Genomic DNA, 21,584 nt, shown 5'->3' with positions numbered 1-21,584 from the left:
GGCGAAATGAGCTCGGACACCCTCGCCGCGGTGCAACCCGCCGTAGAGCTGGAGGGCATCACCAAGCGTTTCCCCGGCGTCGTCGCCAACCACGACATCCGCATCACCGTCGAACCCGGCACGGTCCACGCGATCGTCGGGGAGAACGGCGCGGGCAAGTCGACCCTGATGAAGATCCTCTACGGCATGCAGAAGCCGGACGAGGGCACGATCAGGGTCAACGGCCGGGAGGTCAGCTTCCGCACCCCCAGCGACGCCATCGACGTCGGCATCGGCATGGTCCACCAGCACTTCATGCTGGCCGACAACTTCACCGTGCTGGAGAACATCGTCCTCGGCGCCGAGCCCACCAGGGCCGGCGTGCTCGACACCGGCAGGGCGCGGGCCCGCATCGCCGAGCTGGCCAGCAGCCACGGCCTGCGCGTCGACCCCGACGCGCTGGTGGAGGACCTCGGCGTCGGCGACCGCCAGCGGGTGGAGATCCTCAAGGTCCTCTACCGCGGCGCCCGCATCCTCATCCTCGACGAGCCGACGGCGGTCCTCGTGCCGCAGGAGGTCGAGGAGCTGTTCGAGAACCTGCGCGAGCTCAAGGCCGAGGGCCTGACCGTCATCTTCATCTCGCACAAGCTCGACGAGGTGCTGAACATCGCCGACGCGATCACCGTGATCCGCCGCGGCACCACCGTCGCCAGCGTCAACCCCGCCGAGGTGACCGCCCGCCGGCTCGCCGAGCTGATGGTCGGCAGCGAGCTGCCCACGCCGGAGACCCGCGAGTCCACCGTGCGCGAGAGCGTCACGCTGAGCGTGTCGCGGCTGACGATGGAGGCCGACGGCTTCCGTCCCGTCCCCAGGGGCGCCTCCGTCGACCTGTACGTCGACAAGCTGCGCGAAGAGGGCAAGCGCCTGATCCTCGACGACGTCTCCTTCGACATCCACGCGGGCCAGATCCTGGGCATCGCCGGCGTCGAGGGCAACGGGCAGTCCGAGCTGATCGAGGCGATCATGGGCATGCGTGCCGCCCACGGCACGATCACCCTCGGCGGCGTGGACATCAGCGCCTGGTCCACGCTGAAGCGCAGGGAGGCCGGCATCGGCTACATCCCCGAGGACCGCCACCGGCAGGGCCTGCTGCTGGAGGCGTCCCTGTGGGAGAACCGGGTGCTCGGCCACCAGACCAGGCCCCCGGCGCGCAGCGGCATCTGGGTCGACCGCCGCGCCTCCAAGGCCGACACCGAGCGCATCGTCAAGGAGTACGACGTGCGCACCCCCAGCGTGGAGACCCTGGCCCTGGCCCTGTCCGGCGGCAACCAGCAGAAGCTGATCGTCGGACGCGAGATGAGCGGCGAGCCCTCGTTCCTCATCGCCGCCCACCCCACCCGCGGCGTGGACGTCGGCGCCCAGGCCGCCATCTGGGACCACCTGCGCAACGCGCGGGCCGCCGGCCTGGCCGTGCTGCTGATCTCGGCCGACCTCGACGAGCTGATCGGCCTGTCCGACACGATCAGGGTCATCCTGCGCGGCCGGCTCGTGGCCGAACTCGATCCTTCCGACGTCACGCCCGAGCGGCTTGGCGGTTACATGACCGGCGCCATCGCCGGCACTGAGGAGACGTGATGCCCGCCGGGCTCAACCGGGCGCTGCTCACCGTCGCAGGCGCCGTCGTCGCCATCATCCTGGCGATCGCGATCTCCAGCGTGGCGATCATCGCGGCGGGCGCCAGCCCGATCGACGCGTTCGCCGCCTTCTTCGACTTCGGCGAGACCGCGCGCTCGGTGTCCAACGGCATCGCGGCGTTCCTCAACCGGGCGGTGCCGCTGTTCATCGCGGGTCTGGCGGTGGCCGTCGGCTTCCGCATGAACCTGTTCAACATCGGCGTCGAGGGCCAGTACCGCATCGCGGCCATCTGCGCGGCCTACGTCGGCTCGACGTTCACCGCGCCGAAGCCGATCCAGATCCTGGTGATCATCGTGGTCGCGGCCGTCGTGGGCGGCGCGTACGCGCTGATCCCCGCGGTGATGAAGGTGACCCGCGGCGTGAACGAGGTGATCTCCACGATCATGCTCAACTACATCGCGATCGCCCTGGCCTCCTACCTGGTCCGCGGCCCGTTCGCGGGCCAGCGGGCGGCCGGCCAGCTCACCACGACCACGCCGCAGCTGCCCGAGTCGGCCATGTTCCCCAACCTGAACTTCGTCTTCGACTGGTTCGGGCTGCTGGCGCCCACCCGCGGCGGCGGCGTGTGGGGCTTCCTGCTCGTGGCCGTCGTGCTCGGCCTGGTGGTCTGGGTCGTGCTGGAGCGCACCCGCTTCGGCTTCAACGTCAAGGCCAGCGGGCTCAACGGCCCGGCCGCCTTCGCCTCGGGCGTCAACCCGAAGAAGATGGTCATCGCGGCCATGGTGCTGTCCGGCGCGATCGCGGGGCTCATCGGCCTGCCCGAGATCCTCGGCGACAAGGGCGCCTTCAACTCCAACTTCACCGCCGGCCTCGGCTTCCTCGGCATCGCGGTGGCGCTGCTGGGCAGGAACAAGCCCGTCGGCATCGCGATCGCCGCGCTGCTGTTCGCCTTCCTCGACCGGGCGCAGGGCGCGCTGCAGATCGCGGACGTGCCCTCGTCGGTCATCACGATCATCCAGGGCGTCATCGTCCTGCTGGTGGTCATCGCGAACGAGGTGACCAACCGCATCGCCATGCGGCTTGAGGAGCAGCGGGCCGCCCGGCAGCTCGACACGAACAGACCGGTTGAGGTGGCAGCATGAGCAGGGTCGGCAAATACCATCTGGCGCTGCTCGGCGTCGCCGCGCTCATCCTGCTGCTGTCGCTGGTGCGGATCATCTCCGGCCAGGACGACCTGACCTCCTCCGGCACGTTCAACGCGGCGCTGCTGCTCGCGGTGCCGATCGGCCTGGCCGGTCTCGGCGGCCTGTGGGCCGAGCGGGCCGGCGTGGTCAACATCGGCCTCGAAGGCATGATGGTGCTCGGCACCTGGTTCGCCGGCTGGGCCGGATACCAGTGGGGCGCCGTGGCCGCGCTGGTCGCCGGGCTGCTCGGCGGCGCGCTCGGCGGGCTCATCCACGCGATCGCGACCGTCACGTTCGGCGTCGACCACATCATCAGCGGCGTCGCCATCAACCTGCTCGGCCCCGGCATCACCCGCTTCCTGTCCGAGGTCCTCTACGGCGAGGGCACCTCGGCCAGCGCGAAGGGCGCCGGCATCACCACCTCGCCGGCGATCAGCTCGGGTGCGCCCGAGGTGAGCCTGCCCGTCCTGTCCGACGGCCCCGACCTGCTCGGCAAGCTGGAGAGCACCCACTGGTTCCTGCTCTCCGACCTGGCCGGCATCCTGCGCGGGCTCACCCACGACGTGAACGCGCTGATCATCCTGGCCGTGCTGCTGCTGCCGGTGACGTACCTGGTGCTCTGGCGCACGTCGTTCGGGCTGCGGCTGCGGTCGGCGGGGGAGAACCCGTGGGCGGCCGAGTCGCTGGGCGTGAACGTCTACCGGATCAAGTACCTCGCGGTCGTCGTCTCCGGCGCGTTCGCCGGGCTCGGCGGCGTGTTCCTGGTCTTCGTCTCCAACAAGTACGTCGAGGGCCAGACGCAGGGACGCGGCTTCATCGGCCTGGCCGCCATGATCTTCGGCAACTGGCGGCCCGGCGGGCTCGCGGCCGGCTCGTCCCTGTTCGGCTACGCCAGCGGTCTTCAGCTGCGCAGCTCCGGCGAGGCCAACGCGGTCACCACGTTCTTCCTGTTCGGCGCGCTGCTGCTGGTGGTCTACCTCGCGCTGCAGATCCGCAGGCTGGTCGTGCCGAGCCAGCCGGCCGAGATCGTGGCCAGGGGCGTCAAGGACTACACCGTGATCGCCGCCGCGGCGGTCGGCGCGCTCCTGCTGTTCTGGCTCTGGCGGACCGTGGAGACGCTGCCGGGCGAGTTCGTCTTCATCACGCCACACGTGCTCACGCTGCTCGTGCTCCTGGTCGCCTCGCAGCGTCTGCGGATGCCCAAGGCCGACGGCGTACGCTTCCGTCGGGGGGATCAACATTGAACATCGATTGGGACGGCCTGCGCGCCGAGGCCGCCACGGCCATGCGCAACGCCTACGCGCCGTACTCCAAGTTCCCGGTGGGGGCGGCGGCGGTCGTCGACGACGGCCGGATCGTCACCGGCTGCAACGTCGAGAACGCCTCGTACGGGCTCGGCCTGTGCGCCGAGTGCGGCCTGGTGTCGGCGCTGCAGATGTCGGGCGGCGGCCGGCTGGTGGCCTTCACCTGCGTGGACGGCCACGGCGAGCTGCTCATGCCGTGCGGGCGCTGCCGTCAGCTGCTGTACGAGTTCGGCGGTGAGAACCTGCTGGTCGAGACCGTCGACGGCCCCAAGCGCATGGCGCAGATCCTGCCGTACGCGTTCGGCCCCGACGACCTCAGCAGGAGTACGTGACCATGGACGCCATCGAGGTCATCCGCGCCAAGCGCGACGGCGGCGAGCTCACCACCGCCCAGATCGACTGGGTGATCGCCGCCTACACCCGCGGTGACGTGGCCGACGAGCAGATGTCCGCCCTGGCCATGGCCATCCTGCTCAACGGCATGAACCGGCGCGAGATCGCCGACTGGACGCAGGCCATGATCCGGTCGGGCGAGCGCATGGACTGGTCGATGCTCGACCGGCCCACGGCCGACAAGCACTCCACGGGCGGCGTCGGCGACAAGATCACGCTGCCGCTGGCGCCCCTGGTGGCGGCGTGCGGGGCGTACGTGCCGCAGCTGTCCGGGCGCGGCCTCGGGCACACCGGCGGCACCCTGGACAAGCTGGAGTCCGTCCCGGGCTGGCTGGCCTCGCTCTCCAACGACCAGATGCTGCACGTCCTGCGCACGGCCGGCGCGGTGGTCTGCGCGGCGGGCTCCGGGCTGGCCCCGGCCGACAAGAAGCTCTACGCGCTGCGCGACGTCACCGGCACCGTCGAGTCGATCCCGCTGATCGCGTCGTCGATCATGTCGAAGAAGATCGCCGAGGGCACCGGCTCGCTGGTGCTCGACGTGAAGGTGGGCTCCGGGGCGTTCATGAAGACGACCGAGAGCGCCCGCGAGCTGGCCGAGACCATGGTCGCGCTCGGGAGCGACGCGGGCGTGCGCACGGTCGCCCTGCTGACGGCCATGGACCGGCCGCTCGGCCGGGCGGTGGGCAACGCGCTGGAGGTCGAGGAGTCGATCGAGGTGCTGGCCGGCGGCGGGCCGTCCGACGTGGTCGAGCTGACCGTACGGCTGGCGCGCGAGATGCTGGCGGCGGCCGGGGTCTCCGGCAAGGACCCGGCCGACGCGCTGCGCGACGGCTCGGCCATGGACGCGTGGCGGCGGATGATCTCCGCCCAGGGCGGCAACCCCGACGCGGTCCTGCCGCGGGCGGCCGAGAGCATGACGGTGGCGGCGCCGTCGTCCGGCGTGCTGGCCCACCTCGACGCGTACGCCGTGGGGCTGGCCGCCTGGCGGCTCGGCGCCGGACGGGCGCGCAAGGAGGACCCGGTGTCGTTCGGGGCCGGGATCGTGCTGCACGCCAAGCCCGGCGACCTGGTGCGCGAGGGCCAGCCGCTGCTGACGCTGCACGCGGACGAGACGGCCAGGTTCGAGCGGGCGCTGGACGCGCTGGACGGCGGCTACGAGGTCGCCGAGTCGGGGCGCGAGCTGCTGCCCCTGGTCATCGACCGCATCGGCTGACCACCGGAAGCACTCGTACGCGGCGGCCGGACCCCTGCCCGGGGACGGCCGCCGCCGCCTTCAGGTGGTGACGGCGGGGACCTCGGGCACGTCGGTGAACACGCCCGCGAGCACCGCGCGCTGCGTGGGCAGCGCCTCGGTGTACCGGGCGCGCCCCTCGTCGGTGATGCAGACGAACACGCCCCGGCGGTCGGAGTCGCACGTGCCGCGGGTGACGAACCCGCTCTTCTCCAGCCTGGCCACGACCCTGGACAGGGCGCTCTGGCTCAGGTGGACCTCTTCGCAGAGCTCCTGGATGCGCAGCTTCCTGTCGTGGTGGACGATCCGGTCGAGCACCTCGAACTCGCTGGGCCCGAGCCCGTGCCGCTCGCCCAGCTCCCGCTCCAGCGCGCACATGGCCTTCGCGTGTTTGGCCAGGACGTAATGCCAGGTCTCGACCACGAACTCCTCGTCCATGTCGCGGAGGTTACCATCTCGGGAAGATTCATGCAACGGCATTAAATGCGCTTGCATTAGATGCTGGTGCATGTATTGTTCTGACTCATGTCCTCTTCCTCATCCCGTTGGGGCGCGCTCGCCGTGCTCTGTGCAGTGATCTTCCTTGACGCCCTTGATGTCTCCATGGTCGGTGTCGCCCTGCCGGCCATCCAGCACGATCTGGGCCTCAGCACGTCTTCCCTGCAGTGGGTGGTCAGCGGCTACGTGCTCGGCTACGGCGGTCTTCTGTTGCTCGGGGGCAGGACCGCCGACCTGCTCGGGCGGCGCAGGGTGTTCCTGGTCGCTCTGGGCGTCTTCGCCGTCGCGTCGTTGCTGGGTGGTGTCGTGGACGACGGGGGCCTGCTGATCGCCGCCCGGTTCGTCAAGGGCGTGGCCGCCGCGTTCACCGCGCCCGCCGCTTTGTCGATCATCACCACCACGTTTCCGGAGGGCCCGGAGCGCAACAAGGCGTTGAGCATCTTCACCGCCTGCGGCGCGAGCGGCTACTCGCTCGGCCTGGTGCTCTCCGGCCTGCTGACCGAGATCGGCTGGCGGTGGACGCTCCTCATGCCGGTGCCGGTCGCGATCATCGCGCTGATCGCCGCGTTGAAGGTGCTGCCGAAGGGCCAGGAGGAGCGGGCCGAGGGCGGCCACGACCTCGTCGGCGCCGTGCTGATCACCGCCTCGATGCTGCTGCTCGTCTTCACCGTCGTGCAGGCTCCCGAGGCCGGGTGGGCCTCGTTCCAGACGATCGGCTCGCTGGTGGCCGTCGCGGTGCTGCTCGGCCTGTTCGTCCTCACCGAGCTGCGGATGAAGCACCCGCTGGTGCGGCTCGGCATCCTGCGCTCGGGCCACATCGTCCGGGCCAACCTGGGGCTGCTCATCCTGATGGGTTCGTACGTGGCCTTCCAGTTCGTGGCCATGCAGTACTTCCAGAACCTGCTGCACTGGTCGGCGCTCGGCACGGCCCTGGCGTTCCTGCCCGCGGGCCTGCTCGTCGCGGTCAGCTCGACCAAGATGGGTGACTTCGCCGACCGGTTCGGCACCGGCAAGCTGATCGTCATCGGCGCCGCGGCCCTGGCCGGCGGTTACGCGATCTTCCTGGGCATCGACGAGACGCCGAGCCTGGGCGGCATGGTGCTCCCCGGCATGGTCCTGCTCGGCGTGGCGTTCGCCCTGTCCTTCCCCTCGCTGAACATCCAGGCCACCAACGGCGTGGACGACGACGAGCAGGGCCTGGCCTCCGGGCTGCTCAACACCTCCGGCCAGGTCGGCGGCGCGATCGTGCTGGCCGTGGTGACCGCCGTGCTGACCTCGGGCGGCGAGACGCTGTCGATCGGCGCGCTGCGCTCAGCGATCGTGGTCGCGCTGGTGCTGGCCCTGGTCGGTCTGGTGATCTCGGCCACCGGGCTGCGCTCGCGCAAGGCCGCCGCGGTCGAGGCGGAGGACGTGAAGGTCTTCGAGGCCGTCTGACCTTCCTGTGATCGGGAAGAGGGTTCCGCCGGGGGCGGGACCCTCTTCCTCGTTTCTCCAGGGCCTTCCTCATCTCTCCAGGGCGCCGAGCGGGTCGGAGTAGTCGATCCACTCCGTCGCCGAGTCGCCGAGGTCGGCGCTCTCGCCGGTGCGGACGTCCACCTGGACCAGGTGGACGTCCTCCTCGTCCCACAGGCGCACGAGGACCTTGTCGCGGCTCAGCCAGCGCTCCACCCGGATCACTTCGAGGTCGTCGACGTCCAGGCGGGGGCGGGGGCCGGTGACGCGGCCGGTGCGGGCGTCCATGGTGACCAGCCGGTCGTCGGCCGTCACCAGGGCCAGCGAGCGGCCGTCGGGGGCGAGCGCGGCGCCGTGCTCGATGAGGGCGGGGTCGATCCGGAAGCCCTTCGTACGGGCGCCCGCGCCGTCCAGCCTCAGCGTGCTGACGGAGGCGTGGCCGGGGACGGCGGTGGTGTCCCGGCGTTCGGCGACCACCCGCGTGCCGTCGTCGTGGACGGCCAGGATCTCGACGTCCGCGCCGCGTACCGTGCGGGTCGTGCCCGTGCGGAAGTCGAGCACCGCGCTGTCGTCCGCGTCGCCGAAGGACAGCGCGAAGTAGCGGCCGTCCGGGGACGAGCTGATGTGCGCCTCGCCGTCCCCCGCCGTGGCGTCGATGCGCTTGACCACGCCCGTGGGCAGGTCGTGGACCAGGTAACGGCCCTGCGGGGTCTGGTAGAGGAGCCGGTGGCCGTCCTGGCTGAGGGCCAGCGGCATGTACTCGCCGGTGGCCGGGTCGTAGCCGGCCCGCGCGTCCGGCAGCCGCCACTCCGCGCCCGAGCGGGTCGTGAGCACCCACTGGCCACAGGGTTGGGGGTCGCGGGCGTCCGCCTCGGCGTCGCGGCAGTAGCCCGGGTAGGCGAAGCGGACCGGGTCGGGGAGCGCGGCGGGCAGCGGGTCGCGGATCTCCTGGGCGGGGGCCCGCGTCCCGGGGGCGAAGGGGGAGCGGTCCGTCGCCTCGTCCATGCGGGCGGCCAGCGCGGACAGCCCCGCGGCGGCCGCCGCGACCATCGCGGCGACCAGGCCGAGGGAGGCGAACATCCACACCGACGCCCGGATCCGGCGCCGCGCCGTGACCCGGCGCAGCACGGTCTCGGCGAGGTCGGCGAGGCCGGCGCGCGGCATCCCGGCGGCCAGGCCGAGCAGGGCGGCCCGCAGGGCCGGATCCCCGGGGGCGGCGTCGTGGAGGCCCGCCGCCGGGGCGGCGAGCTCGGGAGCGGGGCCGAGCGTCCAGGGGGCGTTGGGTTCGGGAGCGGGTGCGAGCGTCCAAGGGGTGGCGGGTTCGGGAGCGGGGGCGAGCGTCCAGGGGGAGGCGGACGTCGCGCCTTCCCGCGACCGGTCGCCCTGGCGACCCCCGGCCGGGTTCGCATGGTCCTCGGCCGGGTTCGCCGGGTCCTCGGACGGGTTCGCGCGTTCTTCGGCCGGGTCTGCATGGTCGTCGGCGGGGTCCGCCGGGTCCTCGACCGGGTTCGCCGGGCCCTCAGACGGGTTCGCGCGTTCCTCAGACGGGTTCGCGGGGTCTTTGGTCAGGTCTGCGGGGTTCTCGAACAAGGTCGGGTGGGTGGCGCGGAGCTGGGTGCGGGCTCTTCGCAGCTCGTCGTCCAGCGCGCCGATCCACAGGCCCGTGACCTGGGCCGCGTGCGGCAGGCTCAGCCCGTCGTGGAAGGTGACGACGACGGCGGCGCGGGTCCTCGGGGCGAGCCCGGCGAGCAGGTGGTCCGCCGGGACCGGCCAGGGCGCGCCCGTCGCGCCCAGGAACCGTCCGTACAGCTCGCGCAGCACCGCGTCGGCCGGGCGGTGGTAGCGGATCGCGGACCACCGGCGGCAGGACGCGACGAGGGCCGCGGTGGCCAGCTCGCGGGCCTTGTCCGCGTCGCCCGTCAGCAGGTAGGCCGTGCGAGCGAAAGAGGGGGCATAAGACGCCAGAAAAGCCGATAAGTCGTGGGATTTGCTCACTTGTATGACTCCTTGGAGGTTGATCAGCGTAGAGGCAGTCCCGGCTCCACGGAAGTGCCCGGGAAACCCGGGCCGATCCGCCGCCAAGCCGCTTGCAGGCCCGTGGGCTGGGCATCTACCGGGCATGCGCCCGTCATCCCCGGCCGGCGAGCGGTCGTCGCGCCTTCGCCTCGCCGTCCCGCTCGCCTGCCTCGCCGTCCTGACCGCGTGCGGCACCTCCTCCCAGACCGCCCGGCTGGACACCCCCGCGGACACCGGTCCCGGCACCGCCACCCCCCGCAGCGCCCCCTCGGACGTCCCCACCAGCACCGCCGAGGTGGACGTCGAGCGCGACGGCCTCGACCCGGCCGTGGTGACCGGCGTCCGGTACGCGACCCACGACGGCTACGACCGGGTGGTGATCGACCTCAAGGGCGACATCCCCGGCTACAAGGTGAAATGGGTGGACGAATTCCTCCAGGACGGTTCCGGCGAGCCCATGGGCGTCCAGGGCGGCGCGTACCTGCAGCTCACCCTCTTCCCCGCCAACGCGCACGACGACGACGGCTACCCCACCTGGAAGGGCGGACCCGTCTACCGGGCCGGCCTCAGGAACGTCTCCCACGTCGTCAGGACCGGCGACTTCGAGGGACGCGTGGGCGTCGGCCTGGCGCTCGCCCGCCGGGCCGGCTTCCGGGTGAAGGAGCAGTCCGCGCCGAGCCGGCTGGTGCTCGACGTGGCACACTGAAGCCCGTGGTGAGAAAGATCGAGGGCCCGACCCGCATCCCCGTCCCCGGCGGCAAGATCATCGACGAGCACGTGGGGCGCGTCAACAGCGGCGACGAGCAGGTCTCGATCGCTCACATGACCGCCCCGCCCGGCTGGGCCGAGCCCGCCCAGACCCCGTCGTTCACCGAGTACACCGTGGTCCTGCGCGGCAGCCTGCTCGTCGAGCACGACGGCGGCACGGTCGAGGTCGGCGCGGGCCAGTCGGTGGTGACCTCGCCGGGGGAGAAGGTGCGCTACAGCGTGGGCCCCGACGGCGCCGAGTACGTCGCCGTGTGCCTGCCCGCCTTCACGCCGGAGAGCGCCGGCCGCGACTGACCGGGCGCGCCTCCCTGACGGGCGCGCCTCACGAGCGGCTGACGGCCGTGCCTCACGGGTGTGTCGGAAGGGTTGTCCACAGGCGGCCGCGACGTGTGCGGCGGCGGAGGAGTGTGCTCATATCATGGCCAGATGAGCCCCACGCTTGACAAGATCCGGCAGGCTCCCAAGGTGTTGTTGCACGATCACCTCGACGGCGGGCTGCGCGCCGAGACGATCGTCGAGCTCGCACGGGAGATCGACTACGGGCGGCTGCCCTCCACCGACCCCGACAATCTGCGCCTCTGGTTCGAGGAGGCCGCCGACTCCGGCTCGCTGGAGCGCTACCTGGAGACCTTCGACCACACGGTCGCGGTCATGCAGACCCGCGAATCCCTGGTCCGGGTGGCCGCCGAGTGCGCCCGCGACCTCGCCGACGACGGCGTGGTCTACGCCGAGGTGCGCTTCGCCCCCGAGCAGCACACCACCATGGGGCTGAGCCTCGACCAGGTGGTGGAGGCGGTGCTCGAAGGGTTCACGCTGGGCTCGCAGGGTCGCGGCATCCGGGTCGGCACGCTGCTGACCGCGATGCGCCACATGGCCCGCTCGATGGAGATCGCCGAGCTGGCCGTCCGCTACCGCGACGTCGGCGTCGTGGGGTTCGACATCGCCGGGGCCGAGGCCGGCTACCCGCCCACCCGGCACCTCGACGCCTTCGAATACCTCCAGCGGGAGAACGCGCACTTCACGATCCACGCCGGCGAGGCGTTCGGGCTGCCGTCGATCTGGCAGGCCATCCAGTGGTGCGGCGCCGACCGGCTGGGCCACGGCGTCCGGATCATCGACGACATCACCGTGGCCGGCGACGGGTCGGCCAAGCTGGGGCGGCTGGCGGCGTACGTGCGCGACAAGCGCATCCCGCTGGAGATGTGCCCTACGTCCAACCTCCAGACCGGGGCCGCCGACTCGATCGCCGAGCACCCCATCGGGCTGCTGCGCAGGCTGCACTTCCGGGTCACCGTCAACACCGACAACCGGCTGATGAGCTCGACGAGCGTGTCCCTTGAGTTCGCCAAGCTGGTCGAGGCGTTCGGCTACGGCTGGGACGACCTGCAGTGGTTCACGGTCAACGCGATGAAGTCGGCCTTCCTGCCGTTCGACGAGCGGCTGGCGTTGATCAACGGCGTGATCAAGCCGGGGTTCGCGCAGATCAAGTGGCAGCCGTGAAACACACCTACCGGTCCAAGACCGGGTTCGTGCTGGGTTGCGCCTGGCTGGTCTTCGTGGCGTTCAACGTGTGGGACCTGACGGCCCACTACAACGGCAAGCCGTCCATGGTGGCGCTGGCCGTGCTCGGGGCGATGACGGCGCTCGTCTACGCGATCGCGGTCCGGCCCGCCACCGTGGTCGGCGAGGAGGGGCTGCTGGCCCGCAACCCGCTGCGCACGACGTTCCTGCCGTGGGCGTCCGTGGGCGAGGTGACGGTCACCCACTCCATCGCGGTCCGTTACGGCGGCGAGGGCGCCGACGAGCAGGTGCTGCGGTTGTGGACGCCCATGAGCAGCGCCAGAGAGCGGTCCAAGGCGCAGCGGCGCGGCGTGCCCAAGCCCCAGCGGGGCGGCCGGTTCCGGGTCGAGGCCACGGTCAGCAAGGCCGAGCAGGCCGCCGCCGAGGCGTTCACCGGCAAGACCCACGCCGACTTCGTGGGCGACCAGATCCGCGACCGCGCCGAGGCCGCCCACCGCCGCGCGGACCCGGCGGCCGCGGCGGCACCGGTCAAGGTCACCTGGTCCTACGACTCGATCGCCGTCCTCGTGGTCGCGGTCGCCCTGATCATCGCCGCCATCGTCATCGCCTGACCGCCCCCGGCCCGAAGGCACGGGCCTAGGGGCAGGGTCGGCGAGCCAGAGGGGGTGGCGGGTCAGGGGGTTCGGCGGGTTAGGAAGCGGGTCATGCCGGCCTGGGCCAGGCCCGACTGCTCCACCTGCCGGGCGGCCACGGTCTCGGCCTCGAAGGCGCGCTCGACCTCGGCCGGCTGCGGGCGCAGCAGCCCCAGGTGCACGGCGGTGGCGGTGCCCGGCCGGGTCCAGTGGCGCACCCGCGCGATCGCCGTCTCCACCAGCTCCTCGGCGGGCACGAGCTCGTCCAGCAGCCCGGCCGCCAGCGCGTCGGCGGCGCTCAGCCGGGCCGAGTCCAGCACCAGCCGCAGCGCCCGGCCGCCGGCCAGCCGGAGCAGCAGGTGGCTTGCGGCGTTCGAGATCGACAGGCCGAGGTGGTTCTCGGGGAAGAAGTACTCGGCGGCGGTGGCGCCGATGCGGCTGTCGAAGCAGAGCGTCCACTCGGCGGCGCCGCCGACGGCCAGGCCGTTGACCGCGGCGACCACCGGCACCGGGGTCTCCAGCACGGCCCTGGTCATGTCGTGGAACAGCTCGACCTCCGCCTCCAGCGGCTTGCCCGCCGCCTCGGCGATGTCCTCGCCTGCCGAGAACGCCCGGCCGGCGCCGGTCACCACGATGCCCCTGGCGGTGCGGCCGTGCGCGCGGACGGCCGCGGCCAGGTCCTTGCGCATGCCGGCGGTCAGGGCGTTCAGCTTCTCGGGGCGGGCGAGGGTGATCAGGGCCACCTCGTCGCGTACGGTCACGTCGATCATGCCGGGTCCTCCGTGGGGATGGCGGGGGCGGCGCGCTGGTCGCGGCCGGGGCGGAGCAGGTGGCGCTTCTCGATGCGGGCGGACGGGGTGAGCGTGAACGACTCCACGAACTCCACGTACGCCGGCACCTTGAAGCGGGCCAGGCGTTCCCTGGCGTGGGCGATGACGGCGGCGGCCGTGCCGGCGTCGGCGGCGTGACCGGGGCGGAGCTGGAGGAACGCCTTGGGCAGCTCGCCGAAGAGGTCGTCGGGGATGGGCACCAGGGCCGCGGACAGGACCGCGGGATGCCCGGCGAGCACGCTCTCGACCTCGGCGCACGAGATGTTCTCACCGCCCCTGCGGACCATGTCCTTCAGCCGCCCGGCGTGCCGGATGCGGCCTCGCGCGTCGCGGACGCCGAGGTCGCCGGTGTGGTACCAGCCGCCGCGGAAGGCGTGCGCGGTGGCCTCGGGGTGGTTCCAGTAGCCGGTCATCATGGGCGTGCCGCGGACCAGGATCTCGCCCGTCTCCTCGTCGAGCCGGACCTCCTTGCCGGGCGGCGGCGTGCCCAGCGCGCCGGTGCCGACGGTGTCGTCGGCGTCCGGGTCGGCCATCAGGTCGCAGCCGCTCTCGGTGGAGCCGTACAGCTCGCGCCAGGGCGCGCCCCAGCGCTCCTCGAACGCGCGGTGCAGGCCGGGCGCGATGCCCGAGCAGAGCACGAGCCGCATCCGGTTGTCGCGGTCGAGGGGGCTCGGCGGCTGCTTGTGCATCAGCAGGGGCATGGTGCCCAGCACGTACGTGAGGGTCGCGCCGTGCTCCCGGACGGCGGGCCAGAAGCCCGAGGCGGAGAATCGGGGGAGCACCACCTGCGGGATGCCGCCGAGCAGGCAGAGCAGGGTGGTCCACTGCGGGTCCATGTACGAGTACGCCTGGGCGATCAGCAGGACGTCGTCGTCGCGCAGGCGGACGAGGTCGGCGACGACGCGGGCGGTCCTGACCCAGTAGTCGTGGGTGAGCAGGCAGGCTTTGGGGAACCCCGTCGTCCCCGACGTGTACTGAAAATTGGCGACATTGTCCGCGCTGAGGGATATGTCGAGAGGTGGGCCATCCGTCAGCTCGTCCACGAGGTGCACCACGCCCGGCACGCGCGCGGCGTGCTCCGCGCCGGTCAGGGTGGCGACCGCGCCGGAGTCGCGCAGGACGTGCTCCAGGTCGGCGGCCTGGTACCGCACGTTCACGGGGACGGTGACCGCCCCCGCCTTCAGGACGGCGAACCAGCTCAACGGCCACCACGGCTCGTTGTCCAGCATGACGGCCACCCGGTCGCCGGGGCGTACCCCCTGGCCGGCCAGCGCGCGGGCCAGGCGGTCGGAGACGGCGTCGGCCTCGGCGAAGCTCAGCGAGGCCGCTGGGAGGGCGGGTGAGGAAGCGGGGAAACGGAGGAACTCGCGCTCGCCGTACGTGCTAGCGGCGTGCCTCAGCAGGTCGGGGATCGTGGTGTGCATCCGGCGGCTCCCACGGGAAGACGGGCAGCAGGCTTCGATCGAGGGGCGCCACGACCGGGCCGGCGGCGCGTACGGCGGCCAGGCCGATCGTGACGAACTCCGCGCACACCTGCTCCAGCGTCGAGTCCCCGTCGGGGCGGTACCACTCGCTGGTGCCGGTGCACATGGACATGAGGGCGAGGCGGGTCAGCTTCTGGTCGGCGACGTGGAAGACGCCTTCGGCGACGCCGTCGGCCAGGGCGCTCTTCCAGTGGCTCTCGTAGGCGTCGCGCAGGGCGATGACCTCGGTGTGCGCGGGCGAGCCGGGGGTCAGGGAGCGGAGCTCGCCGTCCATGACGCGGCTGGTCAGGGGGGTGAGCGCGTGCAGGGCGGTGAGCGAGGTGATCAGCAGGGCGAGGCGGTCGGCGGGACGGGTGGCCCCGTCCAGGACGCGGGCGGTCGAGTCGATCAGTCCTTGCAGGCCGGTCCGCATGAGGCCGGCCAGCAGGGCTTCCTTGCTGTGGACGTGGTGGTAGACGCCGGCGTTGGTCAGGTTCACCGCCCTGGCCAGGTCCCTGATGCCGGTGGCGGCGTAGCCCTGCTGGGCGAAGAGCCGCACCGCGGCCGTCCTGATCCGGAGCAGTGGGTCCACGTCCATGGCGACCTAACGAACGTTCGGTTGCTTCTTACGCTGAAAAATACCCCATGTCCCTAGAAATCGCCATAGGTTGACTCTGACACCGTGTGAGCCCCTACTTCTGGACCCGACATGTTCAGCATCGGAGATTTCGCTCGGCTGGGGCTCGTGTCCGTACGCATGCTCCGCCACTACGACGCCATCGGCCTGCTGCGCCCCGCGCACGTGGACCCGCTCACCGGTTACCGGTCCTACCAGGCCGCGCAACTGGCCAGACTCAACCGGATCGTCGCCATCAAGGACCTGGGCTTCACGCTGGAACAGGTCCGGACGATCCTGGACGAGAAGGTCAGCACCGAGGAGCTGCACGGCATGGTACGGCTGCGCCGCGCCCAGCTGGAGGCGCAGATCAACGCCGACCTGGCCAGGCTGCGCGGCGTCGAGGCGAGACTCCGCAGCATCGAGACGGAGGGGCACATGAGAACCGCGGAAGTCGTGCTGAAGAAGGTCGACCCGGTCCGGGTCGCGCAGCTCAGCGCCAGGGCGGCCAGCTACGAGGGCGAGGACGTCGGCCCGGTGATCGGGCCGCTGTTCGAGGAGATCTGCGCCCGCGTGGAGCGGGCGGACGTCCGGGTGGCCGGCCCCGGCCTGGCCTACTACCGCCAGGAGGACGACGGCTCGGTCATGGTCCACGCCTGCCTGCCGGTCAACGTGGACCCCGACCCCCGCCACGACTTCGAGATCAGGGACCTGCCCGCGATCGGCACGGCGGCCACGATCATCCACCACGGCACGATGGAGGCCGTCGGACCGACCTTCCAGGCCCTGGCCCACTGGATCGAGGAGAACGGCTACCGCTCGCTCGCCCTGGCGAGAGAGGTGTCGCTGCACTGCCCGGAGGACCGCGCGGAATGGGTGCACGAGCTGCAGATCGAGGTGGCCCCGGCCTAGTGGAGGCGAGCGAGCTGGAACACCACCGGGTCGAGCTGACCGGCTACTGCTACCGGATGCTCGGCTCGGGCTTCGAGGCCGAGGACGCGGTGCAGGAGGCGTTCGTCAGGGCGTGGCGCACGTACGAGCCCGGGCGGGGGGCGTTGCGCCCGTGGTTGTTCCGGCTCGCCACGTCCGTCTGCCTGGACATGCTGCGCGGGCCGCAGCGGCGGGCGCGGGCGATGGACCTCGGGCCGGCGGCGCGTCCCGGCGACCCGCTCGGCGATCCGCTGCCGGGGGACGCCTGGGTGTGGCCGGTGCCCGACGGGCGCGTGTTGCCGGCCGACCCGGCGGAGCTGGCGGTGGCCAGGGAGAGCGTGCGGCTGGCGTTCGTGGCCGCGCTGCAACGGCTGCCGCCGCGCCAGCGGGCCGTGCTCATCCTGCGCGACGTGCTGAAGTGGCGGGCCGCCGAGGTGGCGGACCTGCTGGGAACGAGCGTCGCGTCCGTGAACGGCGCGCTGCAACGGGCCCGCGCCCGGCTCCCCGCGGTCGCCCCGGAGGACGCCCCGGAGGACGCCGAGGTGGACGGCAGGCTGCTCGACCGCTACGTCTCCGCCTTCGAGCGGTACGACGTGGCCGCGCTGGTCTCGCTGCTGCACGAGGACGCGACGATGTCGATGCCGCCGTTCGCGTGGTGGCTGCGCGGCCGGGAGGCGGTCAGGGCGGTCCTGTCGGCCGCCGGAGCTCCCTGCGCGAACGACCGCCTGCTGCCGGCCCGGGCGAACGGCGCGCCCGCCTTCGCCCAGTACCGGGACGGGGAGGCGTTCGCCCTGGTAGTCCTGGAGATCAGCGGCGGAGTCGTCACCGGCGTGACCACCTTTCTCGATCCCCGGCTCGTGCCGTCCTTCGGCCTGCCGATGAGTTTCGGACAGCCGCTCCGTACTGACAGGTGAAGGAGGACAGACACATGCCACAGATCGTCGAACTTCCCGAGCGTCCTTACCTCGGGATCAGGAAGACCGTCACGATGACCAGTTTTGGTCTCGTCGGAGACCGGATCGCGGAGATGATCGGCTGGCTCGCCGAGCGCGGGCACACGATGGCCGGAGCCCCGTTCTTCCGGTACCACAGCATCGACATGCCGCAGGACCGGCTGGTGGTGGAGGCGGGCGTGCCCGTCACCGAGCCTGTGGAGGGCGAGGGCGAGTTCCACGCGGGCACGCTGCCCGCGGGCCGTTTCCTCACCGAGTCCCACCACGGCCACCCCGACCGGCTCTCCGGCGTCATCGAGTCGGTGCTGACGTGGGCCGCCGAGCAGGGCCTGACCTGGGACATGACCGAGAAGGACGGCATCGAGCACTGGGGCTGCCGGCTGGAGCTCTACCAGACGGACCCGCGGATCGAGCCCGACCTGAACAACTGGGACATCGACCTGCAGTTCCGCCTGGCCTGAGCCGGCTGTCACGCCGCGTTCGCGCGGGGCAGCAGCGAGGTCAGCAGCGCGGCCAGCACGAACAGGGCCGCGCCCGCCAGGCCGATCGCCACGATCCCGTTGAAGAACGCGGCGTGACTGGCCGCCAGCAGCTCGGCAGCCTGAGCCGGGGCGAGCCTTCCGGCCACGGCCGCCGCGCCCGCCAGGGTCTCCCTGGCCGCGTCGGGCACGTGCGCCGGCAGGGCGTGGTGGTAGACGGCCGCGGCGACCGTGCCGAGCAGGGCCAGGCCGAGCGTCCCGCCCAGGAAGTTGCCCGACTCGGCCAGCGAGGCCGCCGACCCGGCCTTCTCGGGCGGCACCGAGCCGACCACGATCCCCGTGCCCAGGGCGAACAGCGGGCCGGTGCCCAGCGCCAGCACGGTGATGGCGATGATCACCACCGGCAGCCCGGCCTCGGCCTGCGTGAGCAGCGCCGCCCCGGCGGCCGACAGCGTCAGGCCGCCCATGACGGCGGCGCGGGGGGCGACGCGGCGGGTCAGGGCCGGGGTCAGCGTGGTGCCCAGCGCGACGCCGAGCCCCATGGGCGCGAACCACAGCGCCGACTGCGCCGGGGTGTACCCCAGCACCGACTGCAGGTACTGGGTGACCAGGAGCCCGGTGCCCGCCATGGCGATGCCCGCCAGCACGAGCGCGGTCAGGATCAGGGTGAGCGGACGCTGGGCGAACAGGCGCAGGTTGAGCAGGGGAGCGTCGAGCGTGAGCTGCCGCCGTACGAACGCCGCCCCGAACGCGAGACCGGCCGCGATCGCGGCGAGCGGCGCGCCGGGCCCGGCCGAGGCCGACGAGGCGGCCAGCTCCTTGACGCCCCAGACCACCGGCAGGATCGCCAGCATCGACAGCGCGACGCTGGCCAGGTCCATGCGCCCGCCGTCCGGGTCGCGGAACTCCGGCAGCAGCAGCACGCCGCCCACGAGCAGCACCGCGATCACGGGGACGGCCATCAGGAACACCGACCCCCACCAGAAGTGCTCCAGCAGCAGCCCGCCGACGACCGGCCCGAGCGCGGCCCCGGCGAACTGGCAGGTGGCCCAGACGGCGATGGCCGTGCCGCGCTGCCGGGCGTCGCGGAACATGTTCGTGATGAGCGCGAGCGTGGAGGGCATGAGCGTGGCGCCGGCGACGCCCAGCACCGTCCGCGCGGCGATCAGCATGGCCGGGCTGGCCGCGTACGCCGCCACGAGGGAGGCGACGCCGAAGGCCGCCGCGCCGGTCAGCAGGAGCCGGCGGCGGCCGATCCGGTCGCCGAGGCCGCCCATCGTGATCACCAGCCCGGCGACCATGAACCCGTAGATGTCGATGATCCACAACTGCTGGACGGCGCTCGCCCCCAGCTCCACGCTCAGCCGGGGCAGCGCCAGGAACAGCGCGTTGATGTCGACCGCGACGAGCAGGGTGGGCAGGGCGAGCACCGCCAGCCCGGCCCATTCGCGCCGCCCGGCCCTGGGTTCGGCGGCGGTCTCGGTGAGATGCGGCATGTCGGGAGCCTCCTGGTGTCGTCCGTTTCACCAGGAGGTCGGAGCCCGGCTCGCGCGCTCGACGTGCTTTCCGGAAAAGTTTCGCGGGGCATGTCGAGAGGGACGCGCCGGCTCCGACCCCAGCACGACGGAACTCGCCAGACCAAGAGGAGAGACGATGAAGTTTCTGTTGATCATGCAGGTGAACCAGCAGGTCATGGACACCCTGAGCGAGGAGCAGCGCGAGCTGATCATGAGCGGCCACGGCGCGTTCATGAAGACGATCCAGGAGTCGGGCGAGATGATCGGCACGCAGGCGCTCGGCGACCCGTCCACGAGCGCGGTCGTCCGCACCCGCAACGGCCTGCCGGCCGTGACCGACGGCCCCTTCCTGGAGGCCAAGGAGTACATGGGCGGCTACTACATCGTCGACTGCGAGAGCCGCGAGCGGGCGATCGAGCTGGCCGGGATGATCCCCGACAGCAAGATCGAGGGCCTGGCGATCGAGGTCCGGCCGATCATGTTTTCGGCGGGCGCCGACATGTGACCGGGCGGTGGGCCCGCGGCGCGGGCCCACCGGCCTACAGGCCCAGGCAGGCGGTCAGGTCGGCCTTGAGGGCGTCGAGGTCGCGGGCGGCGAACGCGCGCGCCTGCGCCACCTCCCCGGTCACCGGCACCACGACCTCCAGGTAGCACTTCAGCTTGGGCTCGGTGCCCGACGGGCGGACCACGACGCGCCCGCCGTCCGACAGGTGGAAGCGCAGGCCCTCGGTCGGGGGCAGGCCGCCGTCGCCGCGGCTCAGGTCGTCCACGGCCTCGACCGTGTGGTCGCCCAGCGTGGCGGGCGGGGCGGCGCGCAGGCGGTCCATCGCGCCGGAGATCAGCGACAGGTCGGCGACCCGGAAGCTGAGCTGGGACGTCGCGTGCAGGCCGTACCGGACGGCCTGGTCGTCGAGCAGGTCGAGCAGCGTGCGGCCGGCGCGCTTGGCGGCGGCGGCGACGGCGGCCACGGTCAGGGCCGCGCCGATGCCGTCCTTGTCGTGGACCGGCAGGCCGGCGTCGGAGCCGACGCAGTAGCCGATGGCCTCCTCGTAGCCGAAGACCAGGCCCTCGCCCGCCTTGACGATCCACTTGAACCCGGTCAGCGTCTCGCCGTAGCGCACGCCGTGGGCCTGCGCGATCTTGCTCAGCAGGGTCGAGGAGACGATCGTGGTGGCCACCAGCCGGTCGCCGGTGGTGTGCGTGATCACGTGCTCGGCCAGCAGGCCGCCGACCTCGTCGCCGGTCAGCATGCGGCACGTGCCGTCGGGCAGCGGCACGCCGACCGCGCACCGGTCGGCGTCGGGGTCGTTGGCCAGCACCAGGTCGGAGCCGAGCTTGGCGGCCAGCGCGACCGCCAGGTCCATCGCGCCGGGCTCCTCGGGGTTGGGGAAGGCCACCGTCGGGAAGTCGGGGTCGGGGTTGCGCTGCTCCTCCACGGCCATCGGCGTCTCGAAGCCCGCCGCGAGGAAGGCCCCCGTCAGCGTCCCCGAGCCCACCCCGTGCAGCGGCGTGTACGCCACCCGCAGCTCGCGCGCCTGGCCCAGCGGCAGGGCGGTCACCGCGTCGATGTAGTCGTCGACGATGTCCTCGCCCAGCTCGGTGAGCGTGCCCGGACCGTCGAGAGGGAGCTGGTCGACCCGGCCCACCGCGTCGATGGCGGCCGAGATCTCCCGGTCGACCGGCGGCACGATCTGCGAGCCGTCACCCCAGTAGACCTTGTAGCCGTTGTCCCTGGGCGGGTTGTGGCTGGCGGTGACCGTCACGCCCGCGTCGGCCCCGAGATGGCGCACGGCGAAGGCCAGCACCGGCGTGGGCAGCGGGCGCGGCAGCAACGAGACGTGCAGCCCCGCGCCGGTCAGGACGGCGGCGGTGTCCCTGGCGAACACGTCGGACTTGTGCCGGGCGTCGTAGCCGATCACGACGTGCTTGCCGGCGCCGAGCACGCCGGCCAGGCCGGCGGCGGCGCGCATGACGGTGACCCGGTTCATCCGGTTGGGGCCCGCGCCCAGCTCGCCGCGCAGGCCGGCGGTGCCGAACTCCAGCTTGGCCTGGAACCGCTCGCGAAGGGCGGGCAGGTCGTCGTCCTCCAGGAGGTCGGACAGCTCGGCCCGGGTGTCGGGGTCGGGATCCTGGGCCAGCCACTGGCGGGCGCGGCGCAGCAGGTCGGCGTCCACGGGCGGGAG

At 72.3% G+C, this 21,584-nt stretch carries 21 protein-coding genes; 14 read left to right on the top strand and 7 right to left on the bottom strand.

The window, feature by feature from the left end; genetic code table 11:
• Nucleotides 1–6: 6 nt before the first annotated feature.
• Genes ACWEJ6_RS23070 through ACWEJ6_RS23050 form a run of 5 tightly spaced genes read left to right on the top strand, consistent with a single transcriptional unit; the run spans nt 7 to nt 5,708 of the window.
• The gene (locus ACWEJ6_RS23070; RefSeq protein WP_387669082.1) at nt 7–1,614 is read left to right on the top strand and encodes an ABC transporter ATP-binding protein; all 1,608 of its coding nucleotides are present in this window, start codon (nt 7–9) and stop codon (nt 1,612–1,614) included.
• On the top strand, nt 1,614–2,756 hold the full coding sequence (locus ACWEJ6_RS23065; protein WP_352362017.1) for an ABC transporter permease: 1,143 nt from the start codon (nt 1,614–1,616) through the stop codon (nt 2,754–2,756). The genes ACWEJ6_RS23070 and ACWEJ6_RS23065 overlap by 1 nt, the downstream gene beginning before the upstream one ends.
• Complete coding sequence (locus ACWEJ6_RS23060; RefSeq protein ID WP_358282385.1) at nt 2,753–4,042, top strand: ABC transporter permease; 1,290 nt, start codon at nt 2,753–2,755, stop codon at nt 4,040–4,042. Before ACWEJ6_RS23065 ends, ACWEJ6_RS23060 begins: the two co-directional genes overlap by 4 nt.
• Nucleotides 4,039–4,434 carry a cytidine deaminase gene (locus ACWEJ6_RS23055; protein ID WP_387669077.1) on the top strand — a complete coding sequence of 132 codons (396 nt, stop codon included), beginning with the start codon at nt 4,039–4,041 and terminating at the stop codon, nt 4,432–4,434. Before ACWEJ6_RS23060 ends, ACWEJ6_RS23055 begins: the two co-directional genes overlap by 4 nt.
• Before the next feature lie 2 nt (nt 4,435–4,436).
• Complete coding sequence (locus ACWEJ6_RS23050; protein ID WP_352324864.1) at nt 4,437–5,708, top strand: thymidine phosphorylase; 1,272 nt, start codon at nt 4,437–4,439, stop codon at nt 5,706–5,708.
• Nucleotides 5,709–5,768: 60 nt separating this feature from the next.
• On the opposite strand, the gene ACWEJ6_RS23045 is transcribed toward ACWEJ6_RS23050, so the two are convergent.
• Nucleotides 5,769–6,164: a MarR family winged helix-turn-helix transcriptional regulator gene (locus ACWEJ6_RS23045; protein WP_358282389.1), complete on the bottom strand. Its 396-nt coding sequence runs from the start codon at nt 6,162–6,164 to the stop codon at nt 5,769–5,771.
• Between the two features lie 87 nt (nt 6,165–6,251).
• Here ACWEJ6_RS23045 and ACWEJ6_RS23040 point away from each other — a divergent pair, with 87 nt between their 5' ends.
• Nucleotides 6,252–7,658: an MFS transporter gene (locus ACWEJ6_RS23040; RefSeq protein ID WP_452426036.1), complete on the top strand. Its 1,407-nt coding sequence runs from the start codon at nt 6,252–6,254 to the stop codon at nt 7,656–7,658.
• 69 nt (nt 7,659–7,727) lie between these two features.
• Here ACWEJ6_RS23040 and ACWEJ6_RS23035 read toward each other — a convergent pair whose 3' ends face one another.
• Entirely contained in the window at nt 7,728–9,671 is a 1,944-nt protein-coding gene (locus tag ACWEJ6_RS23035; RefSeq protein ID WP_452426034.1) for a hypothetical protein, read from the bottom strand.
• Nucleotides 9,672–9,795: 124 nt separating this feature from the next.
• On the opposite strand from ACWEJ6_RS23035, the gene ACWEJ6_RS23030 reads away from it, so the two are divergent.
• The 4 genes from ACWEJ6_RS23030 (at nt 9,796) to ACWEJ6_RS23015 (ending at nt 12,592) form a co-directional block, all read left to right on the top strand.
• Nucleotides 9,796–10,398, top strand: coding sequence for an AMIN-like domain-containing (lipo)protein (locus ACWEJ6_RS23030; protein WP_364338266.1), 603 nt, complete (start codon nt 9,796–9,798; stop codon nt 10,396–10,398).
• A 5-nt stretch (nt 10,399–10,403) separates the two neighbouring features.
• Nucleotides 10,404–10,754: a cupin domain-containing protein gene (locus tag ACWEJ6_RS23025; protein ID WP_352324870.1), complete on the top strand. Its 351-nt coding sequence runs from the start codon at nt 10,404–10,406 to the stop codon at nt 10,752–10,754.
• Nucleotides 10,755–10,886: 132 nt separating this feature from the next.
• A complete protein-coding gene (locus tag ACWEJ6_RS23020) occupies nt 10,887–11,960 on the top strand; it encodes an adenosine deaminase (RefSeq protein ID WP_364338267.1) in 1,074 nt (357 codons plus the stop codon).
• The gene (locus tag ACWEJ6_RS23015) at nt 11,957–12,592 is read left to right on the top strand and encodes a PH domain-containing protein (protein ID WP_358282399.1); all 636 of its coding nucleotides are present in this window, start codon (nt 11,957–11,959) and stop codon (nt 12,590–12,592) included. The genes ACWEJ6_RS23020 and ACWEJ6_RS23015 overlap by 4 nt, the downstream gene beginning before the upstream one ends.
• A 62-nt stretch (nt 12,593–12,654) precedes the next feature.
• On the opposite strand, the gene ACWEJ6_RS23010 is transcribed toward ACWEJ6_RS23015, so the two are convergent.
• Genes ACWEJ6_RS23010 through ACWEJ6_RS23000 form a run of 3 tightly spaced genes read right to left on the bottom strand, consistent with a single transcriptional unit; the run spans nt 12,655 to nt 15,504 of the window.
• Nucleotides 12,655–13,383, bottom strand: a complete 729-nt coding sequence (locus ACWEJ6_RS23010; RefSeq protein ID WP_452426030.1) for an enoyl-CoA hydratase/isomerase family protein — start codon at nt 13,381–13,383, stop codon at nt 12,655–12,657.
• Nucleotides 13,380–14,867 (bottom strand): AMP-binding protein, encoded by a 1,488-nt coding sequence (locus ACWEJ6_RS23005; RefSeq protein WP_358282403.1) that lies wholly within the window; start codon nt 14,865–14,867, stop codon nt 13,380–13,382. Before ACWEJ6_RS23005 ends, ACWEJ6_RS23010 begins: the two co-directional genes overlap by 4 nt.
• Nucleotides 14,827–15,504: a TetR/AcrR family transcriptional regulator gene (locus ACWEJ6_RS23000; protein ID WP_452426028.1), complete on the bottom strand. Its 678-nt coding sequence runs from the start codon at nt 15,502–15,504 to the stop codon at nt 14,827–14,829. Before ACWEJ6_RS23000 ends, ACWEJ6_RS23005 begins: the two co-directional genes overlap by 41 nt.
• A gap of 111 nt (nt 15,505–15,615) precedes the next feature.
• On the opposite strand from ACWEJ6_RS23000, the gene ACWEJ6_RS22995 reads away from it, so the two are divergent.
• The 3 genes from ACWEJ6_RS22995 to ACWEJ6_RS22985 are packed head-to-tail and all read left to right on the top strand — an operon-like array spanning nt 15,616 to nt 17,866.
• Complete coding sequence (locus tag ACWEJ6_RS22995; protein ID WP_387669064.1) at nt 15,616–16,434, top strand: MerR family transcriptional regulator; 819 nt, start codon at nt 15,616–15,618, stop codon at nt 16,432–16,434.
• Nucleotides 16,395–17,366 carry a sigma-70 family RNA polymerase sigma factor gene (locus ACWEJ6_RS22990; RefSeq protein WP_452426025.1) on the top strand — a complete coding sequence of 324 codons (972 nt, stop codon included), beginning with the start codon at nt 16,395–16,397 and terminating at the stop codon, nt 17,364–17,366. Before ACWEJ6_RS22995 ends, ACWEJ6_RS22990 begins: the two co-directional genes overlap by 40 nt.
• A 14-nt stretch (nt 17,367–17,380) precedes the next feature.
• Entirely contained in the window at nt 17,381–17,866 is a 486-nt protein-coding gene (locus tag ACWEJ6_RS22985; protein WP_452426023.1) for a GyrI-like domain-containing protein, read from the top strand.
• 8 nt (nt 17,867–17,874) lie between these two features.
• Here ACWEJ6_RS22985 and ACWEJ6_RS22980 read toward each other — a convergent pair whose 3' ends face one another.
• The gene (locus ACWEJ6_RS22980) at nt 17,875–19,380 is read right to left on the bottom strand and encodes an MFS transporter (protein WP_452426021.1); all 1,506 of its coding nucleotides are present in this window, start codon (nt 19,378–19,380) and stop codon (nt 17,875–17,877) included.
• A gap of 157 nt (nt 19,381–19,537) precedes the next feature.
• On the opposite strand from ACWEJ6_RS22980, the gene ACWEJ6_RS22975 reads away from it, so the two are divergent.
• Complete coding sequence (locus ACWEJ6_RS22975) at nt 19,538–19,906, top strand: YciI family protein (RefSeq protein WP_364338275.1); 369 nt, start codon at nt 19,538–19,540, stop codon at nt 19,904–19,906.
• A gap of 34 nt (nt 19,907–19,940) precedes the next feature.
• On the opposite strand, the gene ACWEJ6_RS22970 is transcribed toward ACWEJ6_RS22975, so the two are convergent.
• On the bottom strand, nt 19,941–21,575 hold the full coding sequence (locus ACWEJ6_RS22970) for a phospho-sugar mutase (RefSeq protein WP_387669272.1): 1,635 nt from the start codon (nt 21,573–21,575) through the stop codon (nt 19,941–19,943).
• Nucleotides 21,576–21,584 lie beyond the last annotated feature (9 nt).

The sequence above is a fragment of the Nonomuraea sp. NPDC004702 genome, from assembly GCF_053601695.1.
This window is presented reverse-complemented; position numbering and strand designations above follow the sequence as displayed.